At 67.6% G+C, this 17,363-nt stretch carries 24 protein-coding genes and 1 tRNA gene; 16 read left to right on the plus strand and 9 right to left on the minus strand.

The window, feature by feature from the left end:
• Positions 1-15: 15 nt before the first annotated feature.
• Entirely contained in the window at positions 16-903 is an 888-nt protein-coding gene (locus tag CK951_RS01095; RefSeq protein WP_157764487.1) for a glycosyltransferase family 2 protein, read from the minus strand.
• Positions 904-1,153: 250 nt separating this feature from the next.
• Between CK951_RS01095 and CK951_RS01100 the strand changes: the two genes are divergently transcribed.
• Both CK951_RS01100 and CK951_RS01105 read left to right on the plus strand, forming a co-directional pair.
• Complete coding sequence (locus CK951_RS01100) at positions 1,154-1,516, plus strand: response regulator (protein ID WP_096784422.1); 363 nt, start codon at positions 1,154-1,156, stop codon at positions 1,514-1,516.
• 111 nt (positions 1,517-1,627) lie between these two features.
• Positions 1,628-1,972, plus strand: coding sequence for a hypothetical protein (locus tag CK951_RS01105; protein ID WP_096784423.1), 345 nt, complete (start codon positions 1,628-1,630; stop codon positions 1,970-1,972).
• A gap of 2 nt (positions 1,973-1,974) precedes the next feature.
• Here CK951_RS01105 and CK951_RS01110 read toward each other — a convergent pair whose 3' ends face one another.
• Positions 1,975-3,147 (minus strand): MalY/PatB family protein, encoded by a 1,173-nt coding sequence (locus CK951_RS01110; protein WP_096784424.1) that lies wholly within the window; start codon positions 3,145-3,147, stop codon positions 1,975-1,977.
• Between the two features lie 173 nt (positions 3,148-3,320).
• On the opposite strand from CK951_RS01110, the gene def (CK951_RS01115) reads away from it, so the two are divergent.
• The 5 genes from def (CK951_RS01115) to CK951_RS01135 are packed head-to-tail and all read left to right on the plus strand — an operon-like array spanning position 3,321 to position 6,034.
• Positions 3,321-3,854, plus strand: coding sequence for a peptide deformylase (def, locus tag CK951_RS01115; protein WP_096784425.1), 534 nt, complete (start codon positions 3,321-3,323; stop codon positions 3,852-3,854).
• Complete coding sequence (def, locus tag CK951_RS01120; RefSeq protein ID WP_096784426.1) at positions 3,854-4,345, plus strand: peptide deformylase; 492 nt, start codon at positions 3,854-3,856, stop codon at positions 4,343-4,345. Before def (CK951_RS01115) ends, def (CK951_RS01120) begins: the two co-directional genes overlap by 1 nt.
• Positions 4,342-4,845 (plus strand): peptide deformylase, encoded by a 504-nt coding sequence (gene def, locus CK951_RS01125; protein WP_096784427.1) that lies wholly within the window; start codon positions 4,342-4,344, stop codon positions 4,843-4,845. Before def (CK951_RS01120) ends, def (CK951_RS01125) begins: the two co-directional genes overlap by 4 nt.
• A 4-nt stretch (positions 4,846-4,849) precedes the next feature.
• The gene (gene fmt / locus CK951_RS01130; protein ID WP_096784428.1) at positions 4,850-5,758 is read left to right on the plus strand and encodes a methionyl-tRNA formyltransferase; all 909 of its coding nucleotides are present in this window, start codon (positions 4,850-4,852) and stop codon (positions 5,756-5,758) included.
• A gap of 39 nt (positions 5,759-5,797) precedes the next feature.
• Positions 5,798-6,034, plus strand: a complete 237-nt coding sequence (locus tag CK951_RS01135) for a GlsB/YeaQ/YmgE family stress response membrane protein (protein ID WP_096784429.1) — start codon at positions 5,798-5,800, stop codon at positions 6,032-6,034.
• On the opposite strand, the gene CK951_RS01140 is transcribed toward CK951_RS01135, so the two are convergent.
• From CK951_RS01140 to CK951_RS01160, 5 genes are all read right to left on the minus strand, one after another.
• Complete coding sequence (locus CK951_RS01140; RefSeq protein WP_096784430.1) at positions 6,022-6,513, minus strand: transcriptional regulator; 492 nt, start codon at positions 6,511-6,513, stop codon at positions 6,022-6,024. The two genes, CK951_RS01135 and CK951_RS01140, sit on opposite strands and share 13 nt — an antisense overlap.
• A 32-nt stretch (positions 6,514-6,545) precedes the next feature.
• Entirely contained in the window at positions 6,546-7,001 is a 456-nt protein-coding gene (gene rnhA / locus CK951_RS01145; RefSeq protein WP_096784431.1) for a ribonuclease HI, read from the minus strand.
• A gap of 36 nt (positions 7,002-7,037) precedes the next feature.
• The gene (rlmH, locus tag CK951_RS01150) at positions 7,038-7,505 is read right to left on the minus strand and encodes a 23S rRNA (pseudouridine(1915)-N(3))-methyltransferase RlmH (RefSeq protein ID WP_096787126.1); all 468 of its coding nucleotides are present in this window, start codon (positions 7,503-7,505) and stop codon (positions 7,038-7,040) included.
• Positions 7,505-7,825, minus strand: coding sequence for a ribosome silencing factor (gene rsfS, locus CK951_RS01155; protein WP_096787127.1), 321 nt, complete (start codon positions 7,823-7,825; stop codon positions 7,505-7,507). Before rsfS ends, rlmH begins: the two co-directional genes overlap by 1 nt.
• A 213-nt stretch (positions 7,826-8,038) precedes the next feature.
• Positions 8,039-8,578 (minus strand): heme-binding protein, encoded by a 540-nt coding sequence (locus CK951_RS01160; protein ID WP_096784432.1) that lies wholly within the window; start codon positions 8,576-8,578, stop codon positions 8,039-8,041.
• A 242-nt stretch (positions 8,579-8,820) separates the two neighbouring features.
• Here CK951_RS01160 and leuC point away from each other — a divergent pair, with 242 nt between their 5' ends.
• From leuC to CK951_RS01205, 8 genes are all read left to right on the plus strand, one after another.
• Entirely contained in the window at positions 8,821-10,239 is a 1,419-nt protein-coding gene (gene leuC / locus CK951_RS01170) for a 3-isopropylmalate dehydratase large subunit (RefSeq protein WP_096784433.1), read from the plus strand.
• 63 nt (positions 10,240-10,302) lie between these two features.
• A complete protein-coding gene (gene leuD, locus CK951_RS01175; RefSeq protein ID WP_096784434.1) occupies positions 10,303-10,908 on the plus strand; it encodes a 3-isopropylmalate dehydratase small subunit in 606 nt (201 codons plus the stop codon).
• A 236-nt stretch (positions 10,909-11,144) separates the two neighbouring features.
• Complete coding sequence (locus CK951_RS01180) at positions 11,145-11,996, plus strand: hypothetical protein (protein WP_232520655.1); 852 nt, start codon at positions 11,145-11,147, stop codon at positions 11,994-11,996.
• 92 nt (positions 11,997-12,088) lie between these two features.
• Positions 12,089-12,988, plus strand: coding sequence for an endonuclease/exonuclease/phosphatase family protein (locus CK951_RS01185; protein WP_232520738.1), 900 nt, complete (start codon positions 12,089-12,091; stop codon positions 12,986-12,988).
• Between the two features lie 64 nt (positions 12,989-13,052).
• Positions 13,053-14,162 (plus strand): 3-isopropylmalate dehydrogenase, encoded by a 1,110-nt coding sequence (leuB, locus tag CK951_RS01190; RefSeq protein ID WP_096784436.1) that lies wholly within the window; start codon positions 13,053-13,055, stop codon positions 14,160-14,162.
• Positions 14,163-14,274: 112 nt separating this feature from the next.
• Positions 14,275-15,228 carry a DMT family transporter gene (locus CK951_RS01195; protein WP_096787128.1) on the plus strand — a complete coding sequence of 318 codons (954 nt, stop codon included), beginning with the start codon at positions 14,275-14,277 and terminating at the stop codon, positions 15,226-15,228.
• 61 nt (positions 15,229-15,289) lie between these two features.
• Positions 15,290-15,366, plus strand: a tRNA-Pro gene (locus tag CK951_RS01200).
• A gap of 387 nt (positions 15,367-15,753) precedes the next feature.
• A complete protein-coding gene (locus tag CK951_RS01205; RefSeq protein WP_096784437.1) occupies positions 15,754-15,942 on the plus strand; it encodes a hypothetical protein in 189 nt (62 codons plus the stop codon).
• A 43-nt stretch (positions 15,943-15,985) separates the two neighbouring features.
• On the opposite strand, the gene CK951_RS01210 is transcribed toward CK951_RS01205, so the two are convergent.
• Entirely contained in the window at positions 15,986-16,717 is a 732-nt protein-coding gene (locus tag CK951_RS01210) for a Crp/Fnr family transcriptional regulator (RefSeq protein ID WP_096784438.1), read from the minus strand.
• A gap of 170 nt (positions 16,718-16,887) precedes the next feature.
• Between CK951_RS01210 and CK951_RS01215 the strand changes: the two genes are divergently transcribed.
• Positions 16,888-17,121, plus strand: coding sequence for a hypothetical protein (locus CK951_RS01215; RefSeq protein ID WP_096784439.1), 234 nt, complete (start codon positions 16,888-16,890; stop codon positions 17,119-17,121).
• An 84-nt stretch (positions 17,122-17,205) separates the two neighbouring features.
• On the opposite strand, the gene CK951_RS01220 is transcribed toward CK951_RS01215, so the two are convergent.
• Positions 17,206-17,361, minus strand: a complete 156-nt coding sequence (locus CK951_RS01220) for a DUF3309 domain-containing protein (protein ID WP_096784440.1) — start codon at positions 17,359-17,361, stop codon at positions 17,206-17,208.
• Positions 17,362-17,363 lie beyond the last annotated feature (2 nt).

The raw sequence follows: 17,363 nt of genomic DNA on the forward strand, positions 1-17,363 counted from the left end.
CACCGGCCGCGGGCCTTACAGCCGCGAGACCTTGGCCCTCAGGTCCAGCGTTGCGCTGCGCAGCAGGCCCCGCGCCGACAGTGCGGCCCGGGTGGCGGCATCGGGGTTCTGGATGCGGTCGTAGAAGGCCAGGATCTCCTCCGGACCCGCCGCCTGAAGCGCGGCCTGCAGCGCGGGATTGAACTGGTAGGCGCCCCGGGACAGCCGGAACGGCAGCTGGCGGAGCCAGCGCGCGCGATCCTCCGCGTGGAAGTGGAGAAGGGCGAGGCGCTCGTCGAAGGGCACGCCGGAGACACGCTCTCCGGCGCGGAAGGCGCCGTGCAGCCGTGGCTGGAAGCGCGACAGCCCGGTGCGGAACAGGCACTTCCCCGCGGAATGGCTGAGCACCCCATCGGGCAGGAGCGGGGCGTGGGGCCCGAAGGCGATGCTGCGGTTGCCCGCGTGACCGGGGCCGGGCATGGCAGCGCGGAACTGGCGGGCCGTGAAGATGTCGTCGGTCAGGTCCGGGTCATGCAGCGCCTCCCACGGGGGCGCGCGCAGGATCGGCTGGTCGGACGGGGTCGAGGCCAGCACCTCGGGCAGCGGAACCGCGGGAAGCAGGAACTCGTCCACGTCAAGATGCGCAAGCCAGGGCAGCGAGGTCTCGGCATAGACCCGGTTCATGTTGCACGTCTGGCGGTTCTGGTGCTTCGGCGGCCGGCGGCCCAGCGTGCCGCGCCACCACTCGAGGCTGCAGTGCGTCACTGTCACCTCGGGCCGCGCCGCCAGCAGGTCGGCCGCCTCGTCCTCGGGGTCGTCGAGGAACAGCCAGACATGGGCGGCCCCGAGGTCGAGGTGATGGGCGACGAACGCCAGCACCTGATCGGACGGCGCCTTCACCGTGCAGCAGACGCCCCAGCTCATGCGGATCGGCCCGGCAGATCGACTGGCCTGCGGACCTGCAGCGGTCGCGGCTGACGGGGCTGGAAGATCGTGGGCGGGCACTGCATGGTGCGACCTTAGCAGCAGCGGCCGTGGCGGCAACGGCCGCTGCATCCGGCAACCATTCGCCGTCTCACGGACACGTGCCCGGAATGCGCCATTTCGTTAACCGCGCGTTAAGCTTTCCCCCCAAAGCTGAGGCAAGTTCTCGGCAAACTTGAAGGAAGCCAGAATGCACGTCCTGATTGTTGAGAGCCGCGAAGATCTTGCCGGACAATGGGCCGACCGCCTGCGCGAGGCCGGGATCACCGTGCATGTCACCCATTCTCAGGAATGCGCGGTTCGCGTGCTGTGTGCGCACCGGATCCAGGTCGTGATGCTGGACCTCATGCTGGATGACGGCTCCGCGCTGGCGGTGGCCGACTTCGCCGCTTTCCGTCAGCCCTGGGCCAAGGTTGTCTTCCTGACCGACACCACCGTATTCTCGGACGGGTCGATCTTCAGCCACTGCCAGAACGCCTGCGGCTACTTCGCGACATCGACTCCCGTGAACGATCTGGCAACGATCGTGGAACATTACCTGCGCGCGGCGTAAGCTGCGAATTTTTTGTAACAACCTTGCCATCCCCCACGAAATCTTCTTTCGTATGGCTTGATTTTTCACCGTTTGTCACCAGACTCATTTTTGAGCACCAGGGAGTATTTCATGCTCGAGTATTTGCCTCAGGAGATCAGGGATGGCCTTGCTGCCGCGCAGAAGGCCGAGATGAAGCGCAAGTCCCGGCTGCGGGTCCGCTTCGGCGGAACCGAGATCCCGGTGCTTCGGCTGTGGGACGGGGGTTTTGCGCTGGATGCCGACCAGATCCGCAACCTGCGCGGCCTCGTGAACCTCTACGACGGCGAGCGGCTGGTCTGCCACTGCCTCATCGTCTGCGCGGTCGTGGAGAACGGCGAGCTGCTGTGCGAGTTCAAGCGGGCAACGATGCCGACCGACAGGCCGCCGGTCGACTTCTGGCGTGACGAGCACGCGAAGGGCGCCCCGCGGGCCTGAGCCTACTGCAGGTCCGCGAAGGCCTCCGTCAGCCGGTCGAGCGCCTCGGACACCTGTGCCCGGGGCGCTGCGATGTTGAAGCGCAGGAATGTTTCGCCGCCGGCGCCGAAGGTCGGGCCGTGGTTGGCCGCGATCCGCGCCTGACCCTCGACCCGGCGCAGGATCTCCTCGGTCGTCATTCCGGTGCCCGAAAAATCCACCCACGCGAGGTAGGTCGCCTCCAGTGGCATGGAGCGCAGGCCGGGAATGGCGTCGATCCGCTCGTCGAACAGGCGGCGGTTCCCGTCGAGATAGCGCATCAGCGTATCCACCCATTCCGCACCTGCGGCGGAATAGGCGGCCGTGACCATGAACAGCCCGAAGGAGTTCGGCGAGATGCCGAGCGCCGCGACCCGTGCCGCGAAGCGCGCGCGCAGCGCCGGATCGGGGATGATGACATTGCCCGCATGGGCGCCGGCGATGTTGAAGGTCTTGGTGCCGGCGGTCAGCATGACCAGACGGTCCGCGATCTCCGGGGCGGCCAGCGGCATGACGGTATGGTGCTGGCCGGGGTAGACCAGATCGTGGTGGATCTCGTCCGAGACGAGGATCAGGTCGTGCCGCGTGCAGAACTCGGCCACCTGCCGCAGTTCCTCGACCGTCCAGACCCGGCCGCCCGGATTGTGCGGCGAGCACAGGATCAGCATGCGCTCCCGCCCGGTCATCTGCGCCTCCCAGGCGGCGAAGTCCATGACGTAGCGCCCGTTCTCCTGCGCAAGGCGGCACTCCACCACCTCGCGGCCCGCCGCGCGGATCACGCGGGCGAAGGCATGGTAGACCGGGGTCATCAGCACGATGCCGTCGCCCGGTTGCGTGAAGGCCTCGACGCAGAGCGCGGTGCCGTTCACGAGGCCGTGGACGGTGAATATCGACTCGGCCGGCACCTCCCAGCCATGGCGGTGGGTCATCCACCAGCGGATCGCGTCGAGGTAGTCGCGCTCGTCGCCATAATAGCCATAGACGCCATGGGCGGCCATCGACTCGACGGCGGCCTGGACGCAGGCCGGCGGACGGAATTCCATGTCGGCGACCCACATGGCGATCCCGGTGGCGGCGGGGACGCCGTAGATCTTCTCCATCATGTCCCATTTCACCGAATGGGTGCCCCGGCGGTCGATGCGCTCGTCGAAATTCATGGCGGCTCCTTGTCGCGGAGCTGAGCCTAGCCATCGGGCGCGCGGGTGCAAGCAGGAGGCACGCCGGTGACCCTGCGCGCCGGGCGTTCGGGCGCAAGGGATGCGAAGGCGTGCCGCAGACCCGGCCCGTCCCGGCCATTGCACGAAGGCCGATCAAGTCGTAAATCGGGGCCATGATACGCCCCATCCTGATCCACCCCGACCCGCGCCTGAAGAAGATCTGCGACCCCGTCGCCGAGATCACCGACGACCTGCGCCGGCTGGCGGACGACATGCTGGCCACGATGTACGAGGCTCCCGGCATCGGGCTCGCGGCGCCTCAGGTCGGTGTGACCCGGCGGCTGATCGTGCTCGACTGCAACAAGGAGGGCGACGGCGCGAAACGCCCGCTCGCCATGCTCAACCCGCAGATCGTGTGGCAGTCCGAGGATGTGAACACCTACGAGGAAGGCTGCCTGTCGCTGCCGAACGTCTTCGCCGATGTCGAGCGCCCGTCCGAGGTCAAGGTGCGCTGGACCGGCATCGACGGCCGCGAGGAGGAGGAGCAGTTCTCCGGCCTCTGGGCGACCTGCGTGCAGCACGAGATCGACCACCTCGATGGCAAGCTGTTCATCGACTACCTGCGGCCGCTGAAGCGGCAGATGATCACGCGCAAGATGGAAAAGTTCAAGCGTGCGCAGGCGAGTGGCCTTGTGGTGAAGGCCTGATGGCGACGCTGCCGATCCTGCGCTGGCCGGACCCCCGGCTCGCGCAGCGATCCGGGGCGGCGGTGCTCGGGCCGGATCTGGACCGGTTGGCAAAGGACATGCTGGACACGATGTATCACGCCCGAGGCCGCGGTCTGGCGGCGCCGCAGGTCGGCGAGGCGATCCGGCTGTTCGTGATGGATGCGACGTGGAAGGACGGCTGGGCCGAGCCGCGCGTCTTCGTGAATCCCGACCTGCTGTGGATGTCGGACGAGCGTGAGGAAGGCCTCGAAGGCTGCCTGTCGATCCCGGGCATCGGCGTCTCCGTCCGCCGGTCCACCGCGATCCGGCTGCGCTGGACCGATCCCTCGGGTGCCGCGCATGAGGAGGAGCTGCGCGGGTTCGCCGCGATCTGCGCACAGCACGAGATCGACCACCTCGACGGCATCGTGATGCTCGACCGCCTGACGCCGGCGGCGCGGGCGGCGGCCCTGACGGAGTATTCGGCATGATCCGGCCTTTCGTGATGTATCCCGACAAGCGGCTGAAGACCGTGGCCGAGCCGGTGGCCACCGTGACCGACGAGATCCGCGCGATCTGGAACGACATGGTGGAAACCATGGATGCGATGCCGGGCTATGGCCTTGCCGCGCCGCAGATCGGGGTGATGCTGCGGCTCGCGGTCGTCGACTGTTCGGAAAGCCGGGGCAAGGCCGTCCGGCTTGCCAACCCCGAGATCCTGCATGCCTCGGGCCAGTTCCGCGACCACGAGGAGGGCAGCCCGAACCTGCCCGGCGCCACGGCCGTGATCTCGCGCCCGCGGGCGGTGACGGTGCGCTTCCTGAACGAGGCGGGCGAGGTCGAGGAGCGCGATTTCGTGGATATCTGGGCGACCTCGGTGCAGCACCAGATCGACCACCTGAACGGCAAGCTCTACATCGACCATCTCTCGGCGCTGAAGCGGAAGATGGTCATCGCAAAGTCCGAGAAATACCTGCGCCGGGTGGGCTGAGGCCATGAGGATCGTCTTCATGGGCTCGCCCGAGTTCTCGGTGCCGGTGCTCGACGCGGTTCATGCCCATCACGAGGTCGTCTGCGTCTATTGCCAGCCGCCCCGCCCGGCGGGACGCGGCAAGAAGGACCGCCCGACCCCGGTGCAGGCGCGCGCAGAAGAGCTGGGCCTGCCGGTGCGGCATCCGAGTTCGCTGCGGACCCCCGAGGCGCAGGCGGAATTCGCGGCGCTCGGGGCCGAGGTGGCGGTGGTCGTGGCCTATGGGCTGATCCTGCCGCAGGCGATCCTCGATGCGCCCGAGCGCGGCTGCCTGAACATCCATGCCTCGCTCCTGCCGCGCTGGCGCGGCGCGGCGCCGATCCATCGTGCGATCCTCGCGGGCGACGCCGAGACCGGGATCTGCATCATGCAGATGGAGGCGGGGCTCGACACCGGCCCCGTGCTGATGTGCGAGAAGACCCATATCGGCCCGGAAGAGACGACGCGCGACCTGCACGACCGGCTGTCCGGGATCGGCGCGCGGCTGATCCTCGGCGCGCTCGATGCGCTGGACGATCTGGTGCCGCAGCCGCAGCCCGACGACGGCGTGACCTACGCGGACAAGATCGCGAAGCACGAGGCGCAGATCGACTGGACCCGGCCCGCCGTCGAGATCGACCGGCAGATCCGCGGACTGTCGCCCGCTCCCGGCGCCTGGACGCTGCTGAACGGCGAGCGGGTCAAGCTGCTTCGCTGCCGGCTGGCGGCGGGGCAGGGCCGGCCGGGCGAGGTGCTCGGCGGGTTCACCATCGCCTGCGGAGACGGCGCGGTCGAGGTCACCCTGGCTCAGCGCGAGGGCAAGCGACCGATGGAGCCCGAGGAATTCCTTCGCGGCTTCCCCTTGCAGACGGGCAGCCTCGCCGCGACCTTGTAATACAGCGGACGCGGGCAATCCGCCGATCGGAGGTGATCGATGACCCTGTACCTGATGCTGCTGATCGTCGGTGCCGCGGCGGGCTTCCTTGCCACGCGCTTCATGCGCCTCGAGGCCGATGTGCCCACGACGGTGGCCATCGGCATGGCGGGCGCGGTGGTGGGCTGGCTGGTGCTGCGCGTGCTGATGGCGCTGACGGGCGCGCTGGCGCTGTTCGTGGGCGCGGTGGCGGGCGCGATGCTGGTGATCTGGCTCTGGCGGCGCTACAGGGCCTGACCAAGGCGCTTCGCCGCATCCTTGAGGCGAAAGCCCCGGCCGCCCGCCGGCTGCCAGATCCGCTGCCCCTGCCAGAGCGCGAACATCATGGCCGCCGGTTCCGCCCGGCCCAGCCGCAGGGCCAGCGCGGCTTCGACCTGTTGCCGCCAGACCTCGGCGCGGTGGCGCAAGTCTGGCATGGCCAGCGTGAGCGAGACGAGATGCGGATCCGCGGCAGGGCTGATCGCCTTCAGGAAGGCGGGGGCCTTGCCCTCCGCCCCCGCGGCCTCGGTCGCGGCCTCGACCCTGTCCCAGAAGTCACCCAGCGCCGCCCGCATCATCGCGTCCCGGGTCCCGTAGCGTCCGGCGAGCGTTGCCGCCGCAAGGCCGGTGGCCCGCGAGACGGTGCCGAAGGACACCCCCCTGTCGCCGTCGGCCGCGAGCAGCCGGCAGATCGTCTCATGCACCACGGCATCGGGAAGGGAGCGCGGTCGGGCCATTCGGGAAGCCTAACCGAACGAAGGCTCGTAAACTAGCGCGACTTGAACGGGGCCATTCCGGCGCGGGCCAACTCGTCCGCGCGCTCGTTCTCGGCATGGCCGGCGTGACCCTTGATCCAGCGCCACGTCACCTTGTGGCGCTTCTGCGCGGCGTCCAGACGCTCCCACAAATCGGCGTTCTTCACCGGCTTGCGGTCGGCGGTCTTCCAGCCGTTCTTCTTCCAGCCGTGGATCCAGGTGGTCACGCCGTTCTTCACATAGGCGCTGTCGGTGACGATGGTGATCTCGGCCGGGCGTGACAGCGCCTCCAGCGCCGAGATCGCGGCCAGAAGCTCCATCCGGTTGTTGGTGGTCAGCTGCTCGCCGCCCGACAGGGTGCGTTCCTTCACCACCGCCTCGCCGTCGCGGGCAAGCATCAGTACGCCCCAGCCTCCGGGGCCGGGATTGCCGCTGCAGGCACCGTCGGTATAGGCGAAAAGCTCTGACATGGGGCGGGCCTACCGCAACCGCGCGGGCGGCACAAGTCAGACCCGGTGGTAGGGAGAGCCGGCGAGGATGGTGGCGGCGCGATAGAGCTGTTCGGCCAGCATCACCCGCACCAGCATGTGCGGCCAGACCATCCGCCCGAAGGACAGGGCCAGATCGGCCCGGTCGCGCAGCTTCGGCGCAAGCCCGTCCGCCCCGCCGATCACCAGCGCCACGTCGCGCCCGCCGTCGCGCCATCGCGCCAGCTGCTCGGCGAACTCGGGCGAGGAGAGGGTCCGGCCGCGCTCGTCCAGCACGGCGAGGGCCGCGCCGGCGGGCATCGCGCGCGAGAGCAGTTCGGCCTCGGCCTCCATGCCGCCGCCGCGCTTGTCCTCGACCTCGATCAACTGCACGGGCGGCAGGCCCAGCGGGCGGCCGGTGCGCTCGAACCGGGCGAGGTAGTCCTCCACGAGGTGACGCTCGGGCCCGCTGCGAAGCCGGCCCACGGCGCAGAGGGCTAGCTTCATCAGGCGCGCGACAGGCCTTGCGCGCCGCCCGGCATCCACATCTTCTCGAGCTGGTAGAACTCGCGCACCTCGGGGCGGAACACGTGGACGATGACGTCGCCGGTATCGATCAGCACCCAGTCGCCGGTTTCCTTGCCCTCGACCTTCGAGAAGCGGCCGAACTGCTGCTTCACCCGGTCCATCAGCTTTTCCGAGATGGCGGCAACCTGGCGCGAGGAACGGCCCGAGCAGATGACCATGTAATCGGCCATGTCCGAGCGGCCGCGAAGGTCGATCTGCACGATGTCCTCGGCCTTGTCATCCTCCAGCGAGGCGAGGATTCCCTGCAGAAGGGCCTCGCTCGACGGTTGGTCGGTGGTTTCAGACGCGGCGCTCATTCGAGGCGGCCGCTGCCCGACCGGAAGTCCGGTCGTGGGATCAGAATGAGACAGGACATCGTCCTCCCGTGTGGCGCGCCGCTGAGGCCCCGGCGCCGGGCATGGCTGCAAGCGTAACACCGCCCTCCCGAAATCTCAATGAGCGGTGGCAGGCGGTTAGCTGTCGGCGAGGCGGAAGGCAACCTCGTTCCGCCTGTTCCAGGGCAGGGTCATCGGCGAGTCGTAGAAGTAGAACAGCGGTCCCGCGGCCACCGGCAGGCCTCGCGCGGCGATCCAGCCGCCAAGGTCGCGCGATTGCCGCTCGAGCGTGGGAGAGGTCGGCCAGCCGGAAAAGCGGCGCACCGCCTGCCGCGACGCGGGCACGGTGACGAACTGGATGCGGCTGTCGTTGGGCGGGGGCAGGGTCTCGGCGCTGGACCCGGCCGGCATCATGAAGCGGACCACCCAGTGGTCGGCCCCGTCCGGCGCCTGCGTGACCGGCACCGTCATCGCGACCTTCCTGCCATGGGAATTGCCCCCGAAGATGTAGCGCGCCAGCACACGGAAGCCGCGGTTGATGGCGGTGGCGCGGTCCCCGGCGATGCAGACCTGCGCCGCAAGATGGGGCGCGTAGCGTCGCAGCTCGACCGAGTCCTCGACGCGCTCCACCTCGTAGGCGGGCAGTTCATAGCCCTTGTAGTCCGCAACCTCGGTCATCTCGCACCTCCCGGAACGCTACACAACGCATGTCGGCCCGTCCGGTTCGTCGCCGTATTGCCTGACGCCGGATTCGGGCGTAAAACCCCGCTCCATGGAACGCATCTTCGACATGGACGATCGCGCACGGCTGCCTTGGCGGTTCTACGGCGCCAGCCTCTCGATCCTCGCCCGGCTTTGATGCCGGGGCGCAGCGTCCGACTGCCTTTCCGTCATTGACATCAGCCATCCGCGAGAGAGCCATGACCGCTCCTAGAACGCTCTACGACAAGATCTGGGACGACCATGTCGTCCATCAAGCCGAAGACGGCACCTGCCTGCTCTACATCGACCGGCACCTCGTCCACGAAGTGACGAGCCCGCAGGCCTTCGAGGGGCTGCGCATGACCGGCCGCAAGGTGCGCGCGCCGGAAAAGACCATCGCCGTGCCGGACCACAACGTGCCGACGACGGAAGGCCGCGACACGCGCATCGACAACGAGGAATCGCGTATCCAGGTCGAGGCGCTCGACAGGAACGCGAAGGACTTCGGGATCAACTACTATCCGGTGTCGGACATCCGTCAGGGCATCGTGCACATCGTCGGCCCCGAACAGGGCTGGACGCTGCCGGGCATGACGGTGGTCTGCGGTGACAGCCATACCGCCACCCACGGCGCCTTCGGCTCGCTCGCCCACGGCATCGGCACCTCCGAGGTCGAGCATGTGCTGGCCACCCAGACGCTGATCCAGAAAAAGTCGAAGAACATGAAGGTGGAGATCACCGGGAGCCTCCGCCCCGGCGTCACCGCCAAGGACATCACGCTCTCCGTCATCGGCCTGACCGGCACGGCGGGCGGCACCGGCTATGTCATCGAATATTGCGGGCAGGCGATCCGCGAGCTGTCGATGGAAGGCCGGATGACCGTCTGCAACATGGCGATCGAGGGCGGCGCTCGCGCGGGCCTGATCGCGCCGGACGAGGTGACCTTTGAATACGTGAAAGGCCGCCCGCACGCGCCCAAGGGCGCGGCGTGGGAAGCGGCGCTTTCCTACTGGAAGACGCTCTTCACCGACGAGGGCGCGCATTTCGACAAGGTGGTGACGATCCGCGGCGAGGACATCGCGCCCGTCGTGACCTGGGGCACGAGCCCCGAGGACGTGCTGCCGATCACCGCCACCGTGCCCTCGCCCGAGGAGTTCACCGGCGGCAAGGTCGAGGCCGCGCGACGCAGCCTCGAATACATGGGCCTGACGCCCGGCATGAAGCTGACCGACATCAAGATCGACACGGTCTTCATCGGCTCCTGCACCAACGGCCGGATCGAGGACCTGCGTGCCGCGGCCGAGATCCTGAAAGGCAAGAAGATCGCCCCCGGCATGCGGGCGATGGTCGTGCCCGGCTCGGGCCTCGTTCGTGCGCAGGCCGAGGAAGAGGGTCTGGCGCAGATCTTCATCGACGCGGGCTTTGAGTGGCGCCTTGCCGGCTGCTCGATGTGCCTCGCGATGAACCCCGACCAGCTCTCCCCCGGCGAGCGCTGCGCCTCGACCTCGAACCGGAACTTCGAGGGCCGGCAGGGCCGCAACGGCCGCACGCATCTGGTCAGCCCCGGCATGGCCGCAGCCGCCGCCATCACCGGGCACCTCACCGATGTGCGCGAGATGATGGCCGAGACCGTCTGATCCCCTGCCGGAGGCGAAGGCCGCCTCCGGCGCCGCTGCGGCGGACCACCCAGGGAAACCGAAATGGATAAATTTACCAAGCTGACAGGTGTCGCGGCGCCCATGCCGCTCGTGAACATCGACACCGACATGATCATCCCGAAACAGTTCCTGAAGACGATCCAGCGCTCGGGTCTCGGCAAGAACCTGTTCGACGAGATGCGCTACAATCAGGACGGCACCGAGATCCCCGACTTCGTGCTGAACCAGCCGGCCTACCGCGACGCCCAGATCATCGTGGCGGGCGACAACTTCGGCTGCGGCTCGTCGCGCGAACACGCGCCCTGGGCGCTGCTGGACTTCGGCATCCGCTGCGTGATCTCGACGAGTTTCGCCGACATCTTCTACAACAACTGCTTCAAGAACGGCATCCTGCCCATCGTGATGCCGCCCGAGGTGGTTGCCATGCTGATGGAGGACGCGCGCAAGGGCGCTAACGCCCGGATGACCGTGGACCTCGAGACGCAGACCGTGACGACCTCGGATGGCCAGTCCTTCCCGTTCGAACTTGATTCGTTCCGCAGGCACTGCCTGATGAACGGCCTCGACGACATCGGGCTCACGCTGGAAAAAGTGGCAGCCATCGACGGCTTCGAGAAGAAGGCCGCAACCTTGAGGCCGTGGGTCTGAGCTTAAGTCTACCTCAAGATGAGAGGCCGCCTCCGGGCGGCCTTACTCTTTCCACCTTTTGATGCAATATGGAGACACAATCTCCTCGAATACGTCACAAAGCTTAGCTTTCCTTTCCCCGCGATTGCGGCAAAAGGCGAAAGTAGGCACGTTTTGGGCAGTGACGCGGCAACCCGCCGGCAAGTGCGGGGATCTTCGGGACCTGTCGGGGCCAACGCTCCGTTCGATCCGATTTGATGGGTGGGAAGGCAGTGATTTCAAGGCTTGCGGGCGCGATCGTGCGCGCCGTCCTCGTCGTCGTTCTTCTGGCGACGCCCTCGATCCTGTTGCCGGGCGTCGGCTCGGACGGAAAGCAGATGGTGGCCCTGGTGGCGCTTTTCGGCGGCATCCTGACACTGGTGGAATACAACGCGACATATCCGGGCCTGATCGAGTTCCGCGACGCCCCGCCCTTCAACCGCATCCGCTTCCTGCTGCTGTTCGCGATGGTACTGGCGCTGACACTGATCGCGCGAGGCGAAACCCAGCCGACGTCGCTGACGATGCTGGTCTCGGAGATCGGCGCCCTTGTCGGCAGTTCGATGGACTTTCCCTACAGTCCGGTGCGCCTCGCGACCCTCATGCTGTCCGACCGCGCCGGGCCCGAGATCGTGGAGGCGGTCCGCAACGCCGCCGCGACGACCTATCTCATCGCGCTGGCGACGATCGCGCTCTTTGTCGTGGTGATCCGCCTGAACCGCTGGCCCTCGCGCAACGCGGCCTTCAACGTCTGGGTGAACCTGCCGACCTTCGAGGCCACGGCCGGCGGAGACGTGGTCCAGCGCCTGCTGCGTGATGCGCGCCTTAACGTGGCGTTAGGGTTTCTTCTGCCATTCCTGATCCCGACGGTGGTGAAGATCGGCAGCAGCGGCCTGGAGCCGCTGACGCTGGCCTCGCCGCAAACCCTGGTCTGGACGATGGCGGCATGGGCCTTCCTTCCTGCAAGCCTTTTCATGCGTGGCGTGGGCATGGCGCGCATCGCCGAGATGATCCGCGAGAAGCGGCGCATGGGCGAGTCCATCGGCACCTCCGGCTTCGTGCCTGTCTGATCCTGTTCCTGCTGCTGCCGCTGGCCGCGGCGGCAGAAAGCCTGCGCGTCGCCACCTGGGATGCCGGGCTGAGCCGCAAGGGCCCGGGACTTCTGCTGCGCGACATTCTGAAGGGCGAGGATCCGCAAATCGCGGCCGCGAGGAAGATGCTCGAGGCGCTCGATGCGGATGTGCTGCTGCTGACCGGCATCGACTATGACGCGGGCCTGCTCGCCGCGCGGGCCTTCGCCGGCGACCTTTACCCGCATCTCCTCGCGCTGCGACCGAATACCGGCCGGGCGTCCGGCGTCGATCTCGATGGCAACGGGCGCCGAGGCGACGCCTCCGACGCGCAGGGCTGGGGGCGTTTCACGGGCCAGGCCGGCATGGCCGTGCTGTCGCGCCTGCCGCTGGGCGAGGCACGCGATTTCTCCGGCTTCCTGTGGCGGGACCTGCCGGGGGCCGATCCTCCGCCCTTGCCCGAAGACGTGCTGTCCGTCCAGCGCCTGTCCACCACCGGCCATTGGGAGGTGCCGGTTCAGCTGCCGGACGGACGGTTCCTGCGCCTGCTGGCGTGGTCGGCGACGCCGCCGGTGTTCGACGGCCCCGAGGATCGCAACGGCCGTCGCGGCGGGGACGAGGCCGCCTTCTGGCTGCGCCTGATCGAGGGGCGCCTGCCCATCCCGCCGCCAGAGGCGCCTTTCGTGCTGCTCGGCAAGGCGAACATCGACCCCGAGGCGGGCGATGGTCTTCATGCCGCGATGCGCGCGGTCCTGGACCATCCGGCGCTGCTGGATCCGGCGCCGAAGGGGGCGGACGGCAGCCTTGCCACGGCTGACTTCAGCGCCAACGAGGGGCCGGGCCGGCTGCGGGTCGATTACGTCCTGCCCTCGCAAGGCGTGCCCGTGACGGCCGCCGGTGTGCTCTGGCCGGCGCCCGAGGAGCCTTTGGCAGGGGAGGCCGCGCAGGCCTCGCGCCACCGCCCGGTCTGGGTCGATCTCGCGCTGCCCTGATGCTTGACCGGGCTGGGGCGAGGGGCTAGGCGAAGCCAAACCCCAATGACCGCAGGAGCGCATCTTGGCCAATCCCTCCCTCCTCATCCTTGCCGGCGACGGCATCGGCCCCGAAGTGATGGCCGAGGTGAAACGCATCATCGGCTGGTTCGGCGAGAAGCGCGGCGTGACTTTCGACGTGAGCGAAGATCTCGTCGGCGGCAGCGCCTATGATGCGCATGGCGTACCGCTGACCGACGAGACGATGGCGAAGGCGCAGGCCGTGGACGCCGTGCTGCTCGGCGCCGTGGGCGGCCCGAAATACGACGTGCTCGACTTCTCGGTGAAGCCCGAGCGCGGCCTGCTGCGCCTGCGCAAGGAGATGGACCTGTATGCCAACCTCCGCCCGGCGCAGTGCTTCGACGCGCTGGCCGACTTCTCCAGCCTGAAGACCGAGATCGTCGCCGGGCTCGACATCATGATCGTGCGCGAACTGACCTCGGGCGTCTATTTCGGCGAGCCGCGCGGCATCTTCCCGGACGAGGCGGGCGGCCGCGTCGGCATCAACACCCAGCGCTACACCACCGAGGAAGTCCGCCGCGTCGCCCGCTCGGCTTTCGAACTCGCGCGTCGGCGCAACAACAAGGTCTGCTCGATGGAGAAGGCCAACGTGATGGAATCCGGCATCCTCTGGCGCGAGGAAGTGCAGTGGGTCCACGACAACGAATACCCGGACGTGCAACTCTCGCACATGTATGCCGACAACGGCGCCATGCAGCTGGTGCGCTGGCCCAAGCAGTTCGACGTGATCGTGACCGACAACCTGTTCGGCGACATCCTGTCGGACTGCGCCGCGATGCTGACCGGCTCGCTGGGCATGCTGCCCTCGGCCTCGCTCGGGGCGCCGATGGCGAACGGCCGGCCCAAGGCCCTGTATGAGCCGGTGCACGGTTCGGCCCCCGACATCGCGGGGCAGGGCAAGGCGAACCCGATCGCCTGCATCCTCAGCTTCGCGATGGCGCTCCGCTATTCGTTCGACATGGGCACCGAGGCCACCCGCCTCGAGGCCGCGGTCGAGAAGGTCCTGGCCGATGGCGTCCGCACGGCTGACCTGATGGGCCCCGAGGGCGGCACGCCGGTCTCGACCTCCGGCATGGGCGACGCGATCCTCGCGGCGCTCGACGCCAGCCTGTGAGGTAAAAAGGGTGCGGGCAACCGCCCCTTTTTCGCGCCGCCGCCTTGCACTCCCCCGCGTTCCGGGCGAAGGTTGCGCCAACCTTCCCCTCAGCGAGCGGCCGTCCATGTCCGTGGCATCATCGAACACGCGCGGCGCGCTTCTCGCGCTGCTGGCCTTCGGGATTTACGCAACCCACGACGTGGTGGTGAAGATCCTCGGCGCCGATTATTCGGCCGTGCAGATCATCTTCTTCGCGACGCTGCTCGGCTTTCCGCTTGCCACGCTGATGCTGATGCGCGACCGGGCCGACGGCAACCTTCGGCCGCGCCATCCCTGGTGGACGCTGATCCGCACCGCCTGCATCGTGACCACGGCGCTCTGCGCCTTCTACGCCTTCTCGGTGCTGCCGCTCGCGCAGACCTATGCGATCCTCTTCACCATGCCGCTGCTGGTGACGCTGCTGGCCATCCCGATCCTGGGAGAGACCATCGGGCTCCACCGCGGCCTTGCCGTGGTGACGGGCCTTGCGGGCGTGCTGATCGTGCTGCGCCCGGGCGCCGAGGCGCTGAGCCTTGGTCATGTTGCCGCACTCGCGGCGGCGGCGACGTCCTCGCTCGCTTCGGTGATCGTGCGCAAGATCGGATCGAACGAGCGGTCGGCGGTGCTGATGCTTTACCCGATGGTGGCGAATTTCTTCGTGCTGGGCTGCGCGCTGCCCTTCGTCTACCGGCCGATGCCGGTCGAGGATCTGGGCCTGATGGGCATCATCGCGGCCTTCGGCTTCATCGCGATGCTGCTGACGATTGCGGCCTACCGGGTGGCCGAGGCGGTCGTGGTGGCGCCCATGCAGTATTCGCAGATGATCTGGGCGGCCGTCTTCGGCTGGCTGGTGTTCGAGGAATCCGTGGATCTGTGGACCTGGGTCGGGGCGGGGGTCATCATCGCGAGCGGGCTCTACATCGTCGCGCGCGAATCGCGGCGCAACGTGTCGGAAAACCGGCCGGCCACGCAGACCCGCGGACGCGCCGAGATCGCCCTGATGCCACGCTTCCTGCGCCGCCGCGACTCGCGCGAAGTGCTCTGAGGAAAAGCGCGCGGACCCCCTTGCAATCATCCGCCCGACGGTTTAACCCCCACGCCACGGTCGGAGCGTAGCGCAGCCTGGTAGCGCACCTGCTTCGGGAGCAGGGGGTCGGAGGTTCGAATCCTCTCGCTCCGACCAATTTTCCCGATTGATGAATGGCGGTACAAGGCTGCTGCCGGGTCAACGCCGACGCGATGCGGAAGAACCGTGCCAGCGGCAAGAGTCCCGATCAACACAGCCGTCGGACGCAACGGGATCCCTCCTCGCGTTTTCCTCACTGGAACGCGCGACGCCGCCCTTTGGATCATGCGGCCGCAGGGCGTTCCGGCATGAAGGACTTTGTCCGAAGCAAACCTGCATCAGTCCCGATCCGGCCCGACTGCACTACCCTTGCAGGGCGGCAAGATATTCCGCCGTCGATCTGTTGATTGAGTGCCGACGGGGCTTCCTGTCCGGAGGTTGTGTGTTCTTCCCGCCGGGCGGGAGGCCCTGTCAATTCGACCAGTTCCGGAAAGGACAGCCCAAATGGAAGCGAAATCCCCCGATCCGAACATTGCCGACAGGATGAAGTCGCTCAAGGCCGCCTGGGACAAGGCCCCCGCCGGCCCGAAGAAGGATGCGACTCTGCGCCACTACTCCGAGAAGGCCCGGGCCGCGCGTCAGGATGCCGAGTGCATCCGTGAACTCGACGCTGCGACGCAGGCCCTTGCATAGCCTGGAGGCCGTTCCCTTCCGGCGCGTCGGTTGGGGAGGGAAATCACCGCAGCAGGGGTCCTTCCTGATCCAGGTAGGCGGTGTCGAATGCGGCCACGTCCTTGAGACTGTCGAGATTGTCGAAGGTCACGCGGCCCTTCTGGAAGGTGACCAATCCCTCTTCGCGCAGATGGCGCAGGACTCGGTTCACGTGCACCGCACTCAGCCCGAGGGCGTCCGCCAGATGATTCTGCGTCAGCGGACAGGGGTATCCCGACCTGGTGCCGATCCCCACGAGATTGAGCCGCGATCCAAGCTCCAGCAGGAAATGCGCCATGCGTTCCTCGGCCGTGCGGCGGCCGATGTTGACGAGATGCTCCACGACCATCGCCTCGTCCCGCGAGGCGGCCCAGAGAACGGCGGCGGCCAGGCGCGGCGCCTGTGCGAAGGCCTCCAGGATGTCCGAGGTCAGGACCTCGAACGCCTCGATCGGGGTGACGGCCTCGACGCTGTGGTCCGAGGTGCGGAACAGGATGCTTCGCAGGCCGAGGAAATCGCCCGGAACCTGAAAGTCGACGATCTGGCGCTCGCCGCCGGGCAAGAGCTTGTAGGAACAGGCCCAGCCGTCGGCCAGCACGAAGGCCGAGGCGTTCTTCTGGCCTTCATGGATCATTTCGTGCCCTGTCTGAAAGCTCCGGCGGCGGCGGTCGAACCGGGCCAGCGTTGCCAGATCGACGTCCGACAGGGCGACATAGGCCGAAAGCTTCTGCGTCAGCGCGCTCTGCCGGTTCAACATGGTCTCTCCAGGAGGCTGGCCACAAGGATCGTCGCAGCCACAATGACCCGAAAGGAAATGTCTCATGCTGCTCCAGATCAGCACGGGGGCGCACATTGCGCCTATGATCTTGGTCATTCGGCCGATCCCAGGCGGAACCCTGATCCAGAACCTTGAAGGCGAGCCCGACCATGACCGTTCCCAACGACATTGCTGGAACCGCCGCACTGGCCATTCTCGAATCGCTCCTGCTGGCGCTGAACGACCATAAGGTCCTGCCGGAGAACGAGATCGTCGGCATCCTGAAGGATGCCGCCGCAGCGCACGAGAATGCACCGCCCAGTGTGCACGACGCGCTGAACGCCGCCGTGGCCGAGCTGATCAACAGCATCCTGGCCGGCGGCAACTCGGTGCGGCGTCGCTGAAACTTTCGGCCGCAAAGGCCGCTAGGCCGAAGGCGGACCGGCCTTGCCGATCCGCCTTCGGCCCGGAACTTCCGGATCTGCCTGTCAAAGGCGGCCGGTCAGAGCCAGCACGATCAGGATCACGAGGATGATCCCCAGTGCACCGCTGGGGCCATACCCCCATGACCGGCTGTGCCCCCAGGTGGGCAGGACACCCACGAGCATCAGGATGAGAATGACGATGAGAATGGTGCCGAGCATGG

This window comes from Rhodobacter sp. CZR27, assembly GCF_002407205.1.
Classification (GTDB): domain Bacteria; phylum Pseudomonadota; class Alphaproteobacteria; order Rhodobacterales; family Rhodobacteraceae; genus Cereibacter_A.

What these genes read in the sequence shown, in the direction of transcription:
- CK951_RS01095 (WP_157764487.1), bottom strand. Translation starts at nt 903, where the DNA reads ATGAGCTGGGGCGTCTGCTGCACGGTGAAGGCGCCGTCCGATCAGGTG.
- CK951_RS01100 (WP_096784422.1), top strand. Translation starts at nt 1,154, where the DNA reads ATGCACGTCCTGATTGTTGAGAGCCGCGAAGATCTTGCCGGACAATGG.
- CK951_RS01105 (WP_096784423.1), top strand. Translation starts at nt 1,628, where the DNA reads ATGCTCGAGTATTTGCCTCAGGAGATCAGGGATGGCCTTGCTGCCGCG.
- CK951_RS01110 (WP_096784424.1), bottom strand. Translation starts at nt 3,147, where the DNA reads ATGAATTTCGACGAGCGCATCGACCGCCGGGGCACCCATTCGGTGAAA.
- def (WP_096784425.1), top strand. Translation starts at nt 3,321, where the DNA reads ATGATACGCCCCATCCTGATCCACCCCGACCCGCGCCTGAAGAAGATC.
- def (WP_096784426.1), top strand. Translation starts at nt 3,854, where the DNA reads ATGGCGACGCTGCCGATCCTGCGCTGGCCGGACCCCCGGCTCGCGCAG.
- def (WP_096784427.1), top strand. Translation starts at nt 4,342, where the DNA reads ATGATCCGGCCTTTCGTGATGTATCCCGACAAGCGGCTGAAGACCGTG.
- fmt (WP_096784428.1), top strand. Translation starts at nt 4,850, where the DNA reads ATGAGGATCGTCTTCATGGGCTCGCCCGAGTTCTCGGTGCCGGTGCTC.
- CK951_RS01135 (WP_096784429.1), top strand. Translation starts at nt 5,798, where the DNA reads ATGACCCTGTACCTGATGCTGCTGATCGTCGGTGCCGCGGCGGGCTTC.
- CK951_RS01140 (WP_096784430.1), bottom strand. Translation starts at nt 6,513, where the DNA reads ATGGCCCGACCGCGCTCCCTTCCCGATGCCGTGGTGCATGAGACGATC.
- rnhA (WP_096784431.1), bottom strand. Translation starts at nt 7,001, where the DNA reads ATGTCAGAGCTTTTCGCCTATACCGACGGTGCCTGCAGCGGCAATCCC.
- rlmH (WP_096787126.1), bottom strand. Translation starts at nt 7,505, where the DNA reads ATGAAGCTAGCCCTCTGCGCCGTGGGCCGGCTTCGCAGCGGGCCCGAG.
- CK951_RS01160 (WP_096784432.1), bottom strand. Translation starts at nt 8,578, where the DNA reads ATGACCGAGGTTGCGGACTACAAGGGCTATGAACTGCCCGCCTACGAG.
- leuC (WP_096784433.1), top strand. Translation starts at nt 8,821, where the DNA reads ATGACCGCTCCTAGAACGCTCTACGACAAGATCTGGGACGACCATGTC.
- leuD (WP_096784434.1), top strand. Translation starts at nt 10,303, where the DNA reads ATGGATAAATTTACCAAGCTGACAGGTGTCGCGGCGCCCATGCCGCTC.
- CK951_RS01180 (WP_232520655.1), top strand. Translation starts at nt 11,145, where the DNA reads ATGGGTGGGAAGGCAGTGATTTCAAGGCTTGCGGGCGCGATCGTGCGC.
- CK951_RS01205 (WP_096784437.1), top strand. Translation starts at nt 15,754, where the DNA reads ATGGAAGCGAAATCCCCCGATCCGAACATTGCCGACAGGATGAAGTCG.
- CK951_RS01210 (WP_096784438.1), bottom strand. Translation starts at nt 16,717, where the DNA reads ATGTTGAACCGGCAGAGCGCGCTGACGCAGAAGCTTTCGGCCTATGTC.
- CK951_RS01215 (WP_096784439.1), top strand. Translation starts at nt 16,888, where the DNA reads ATGACCGTTCCCAACGACATTGCTGGAACCGCCGCACTGGCCATTCTC.
- CK951_RS01220 (WP_096784440.1), bottom strand. Translation starts at nt 17,361, where the DNA reads ATGCTCGGCACCATTCTCATCGTCATTCTCATCCTGATGCTCGTGGGT.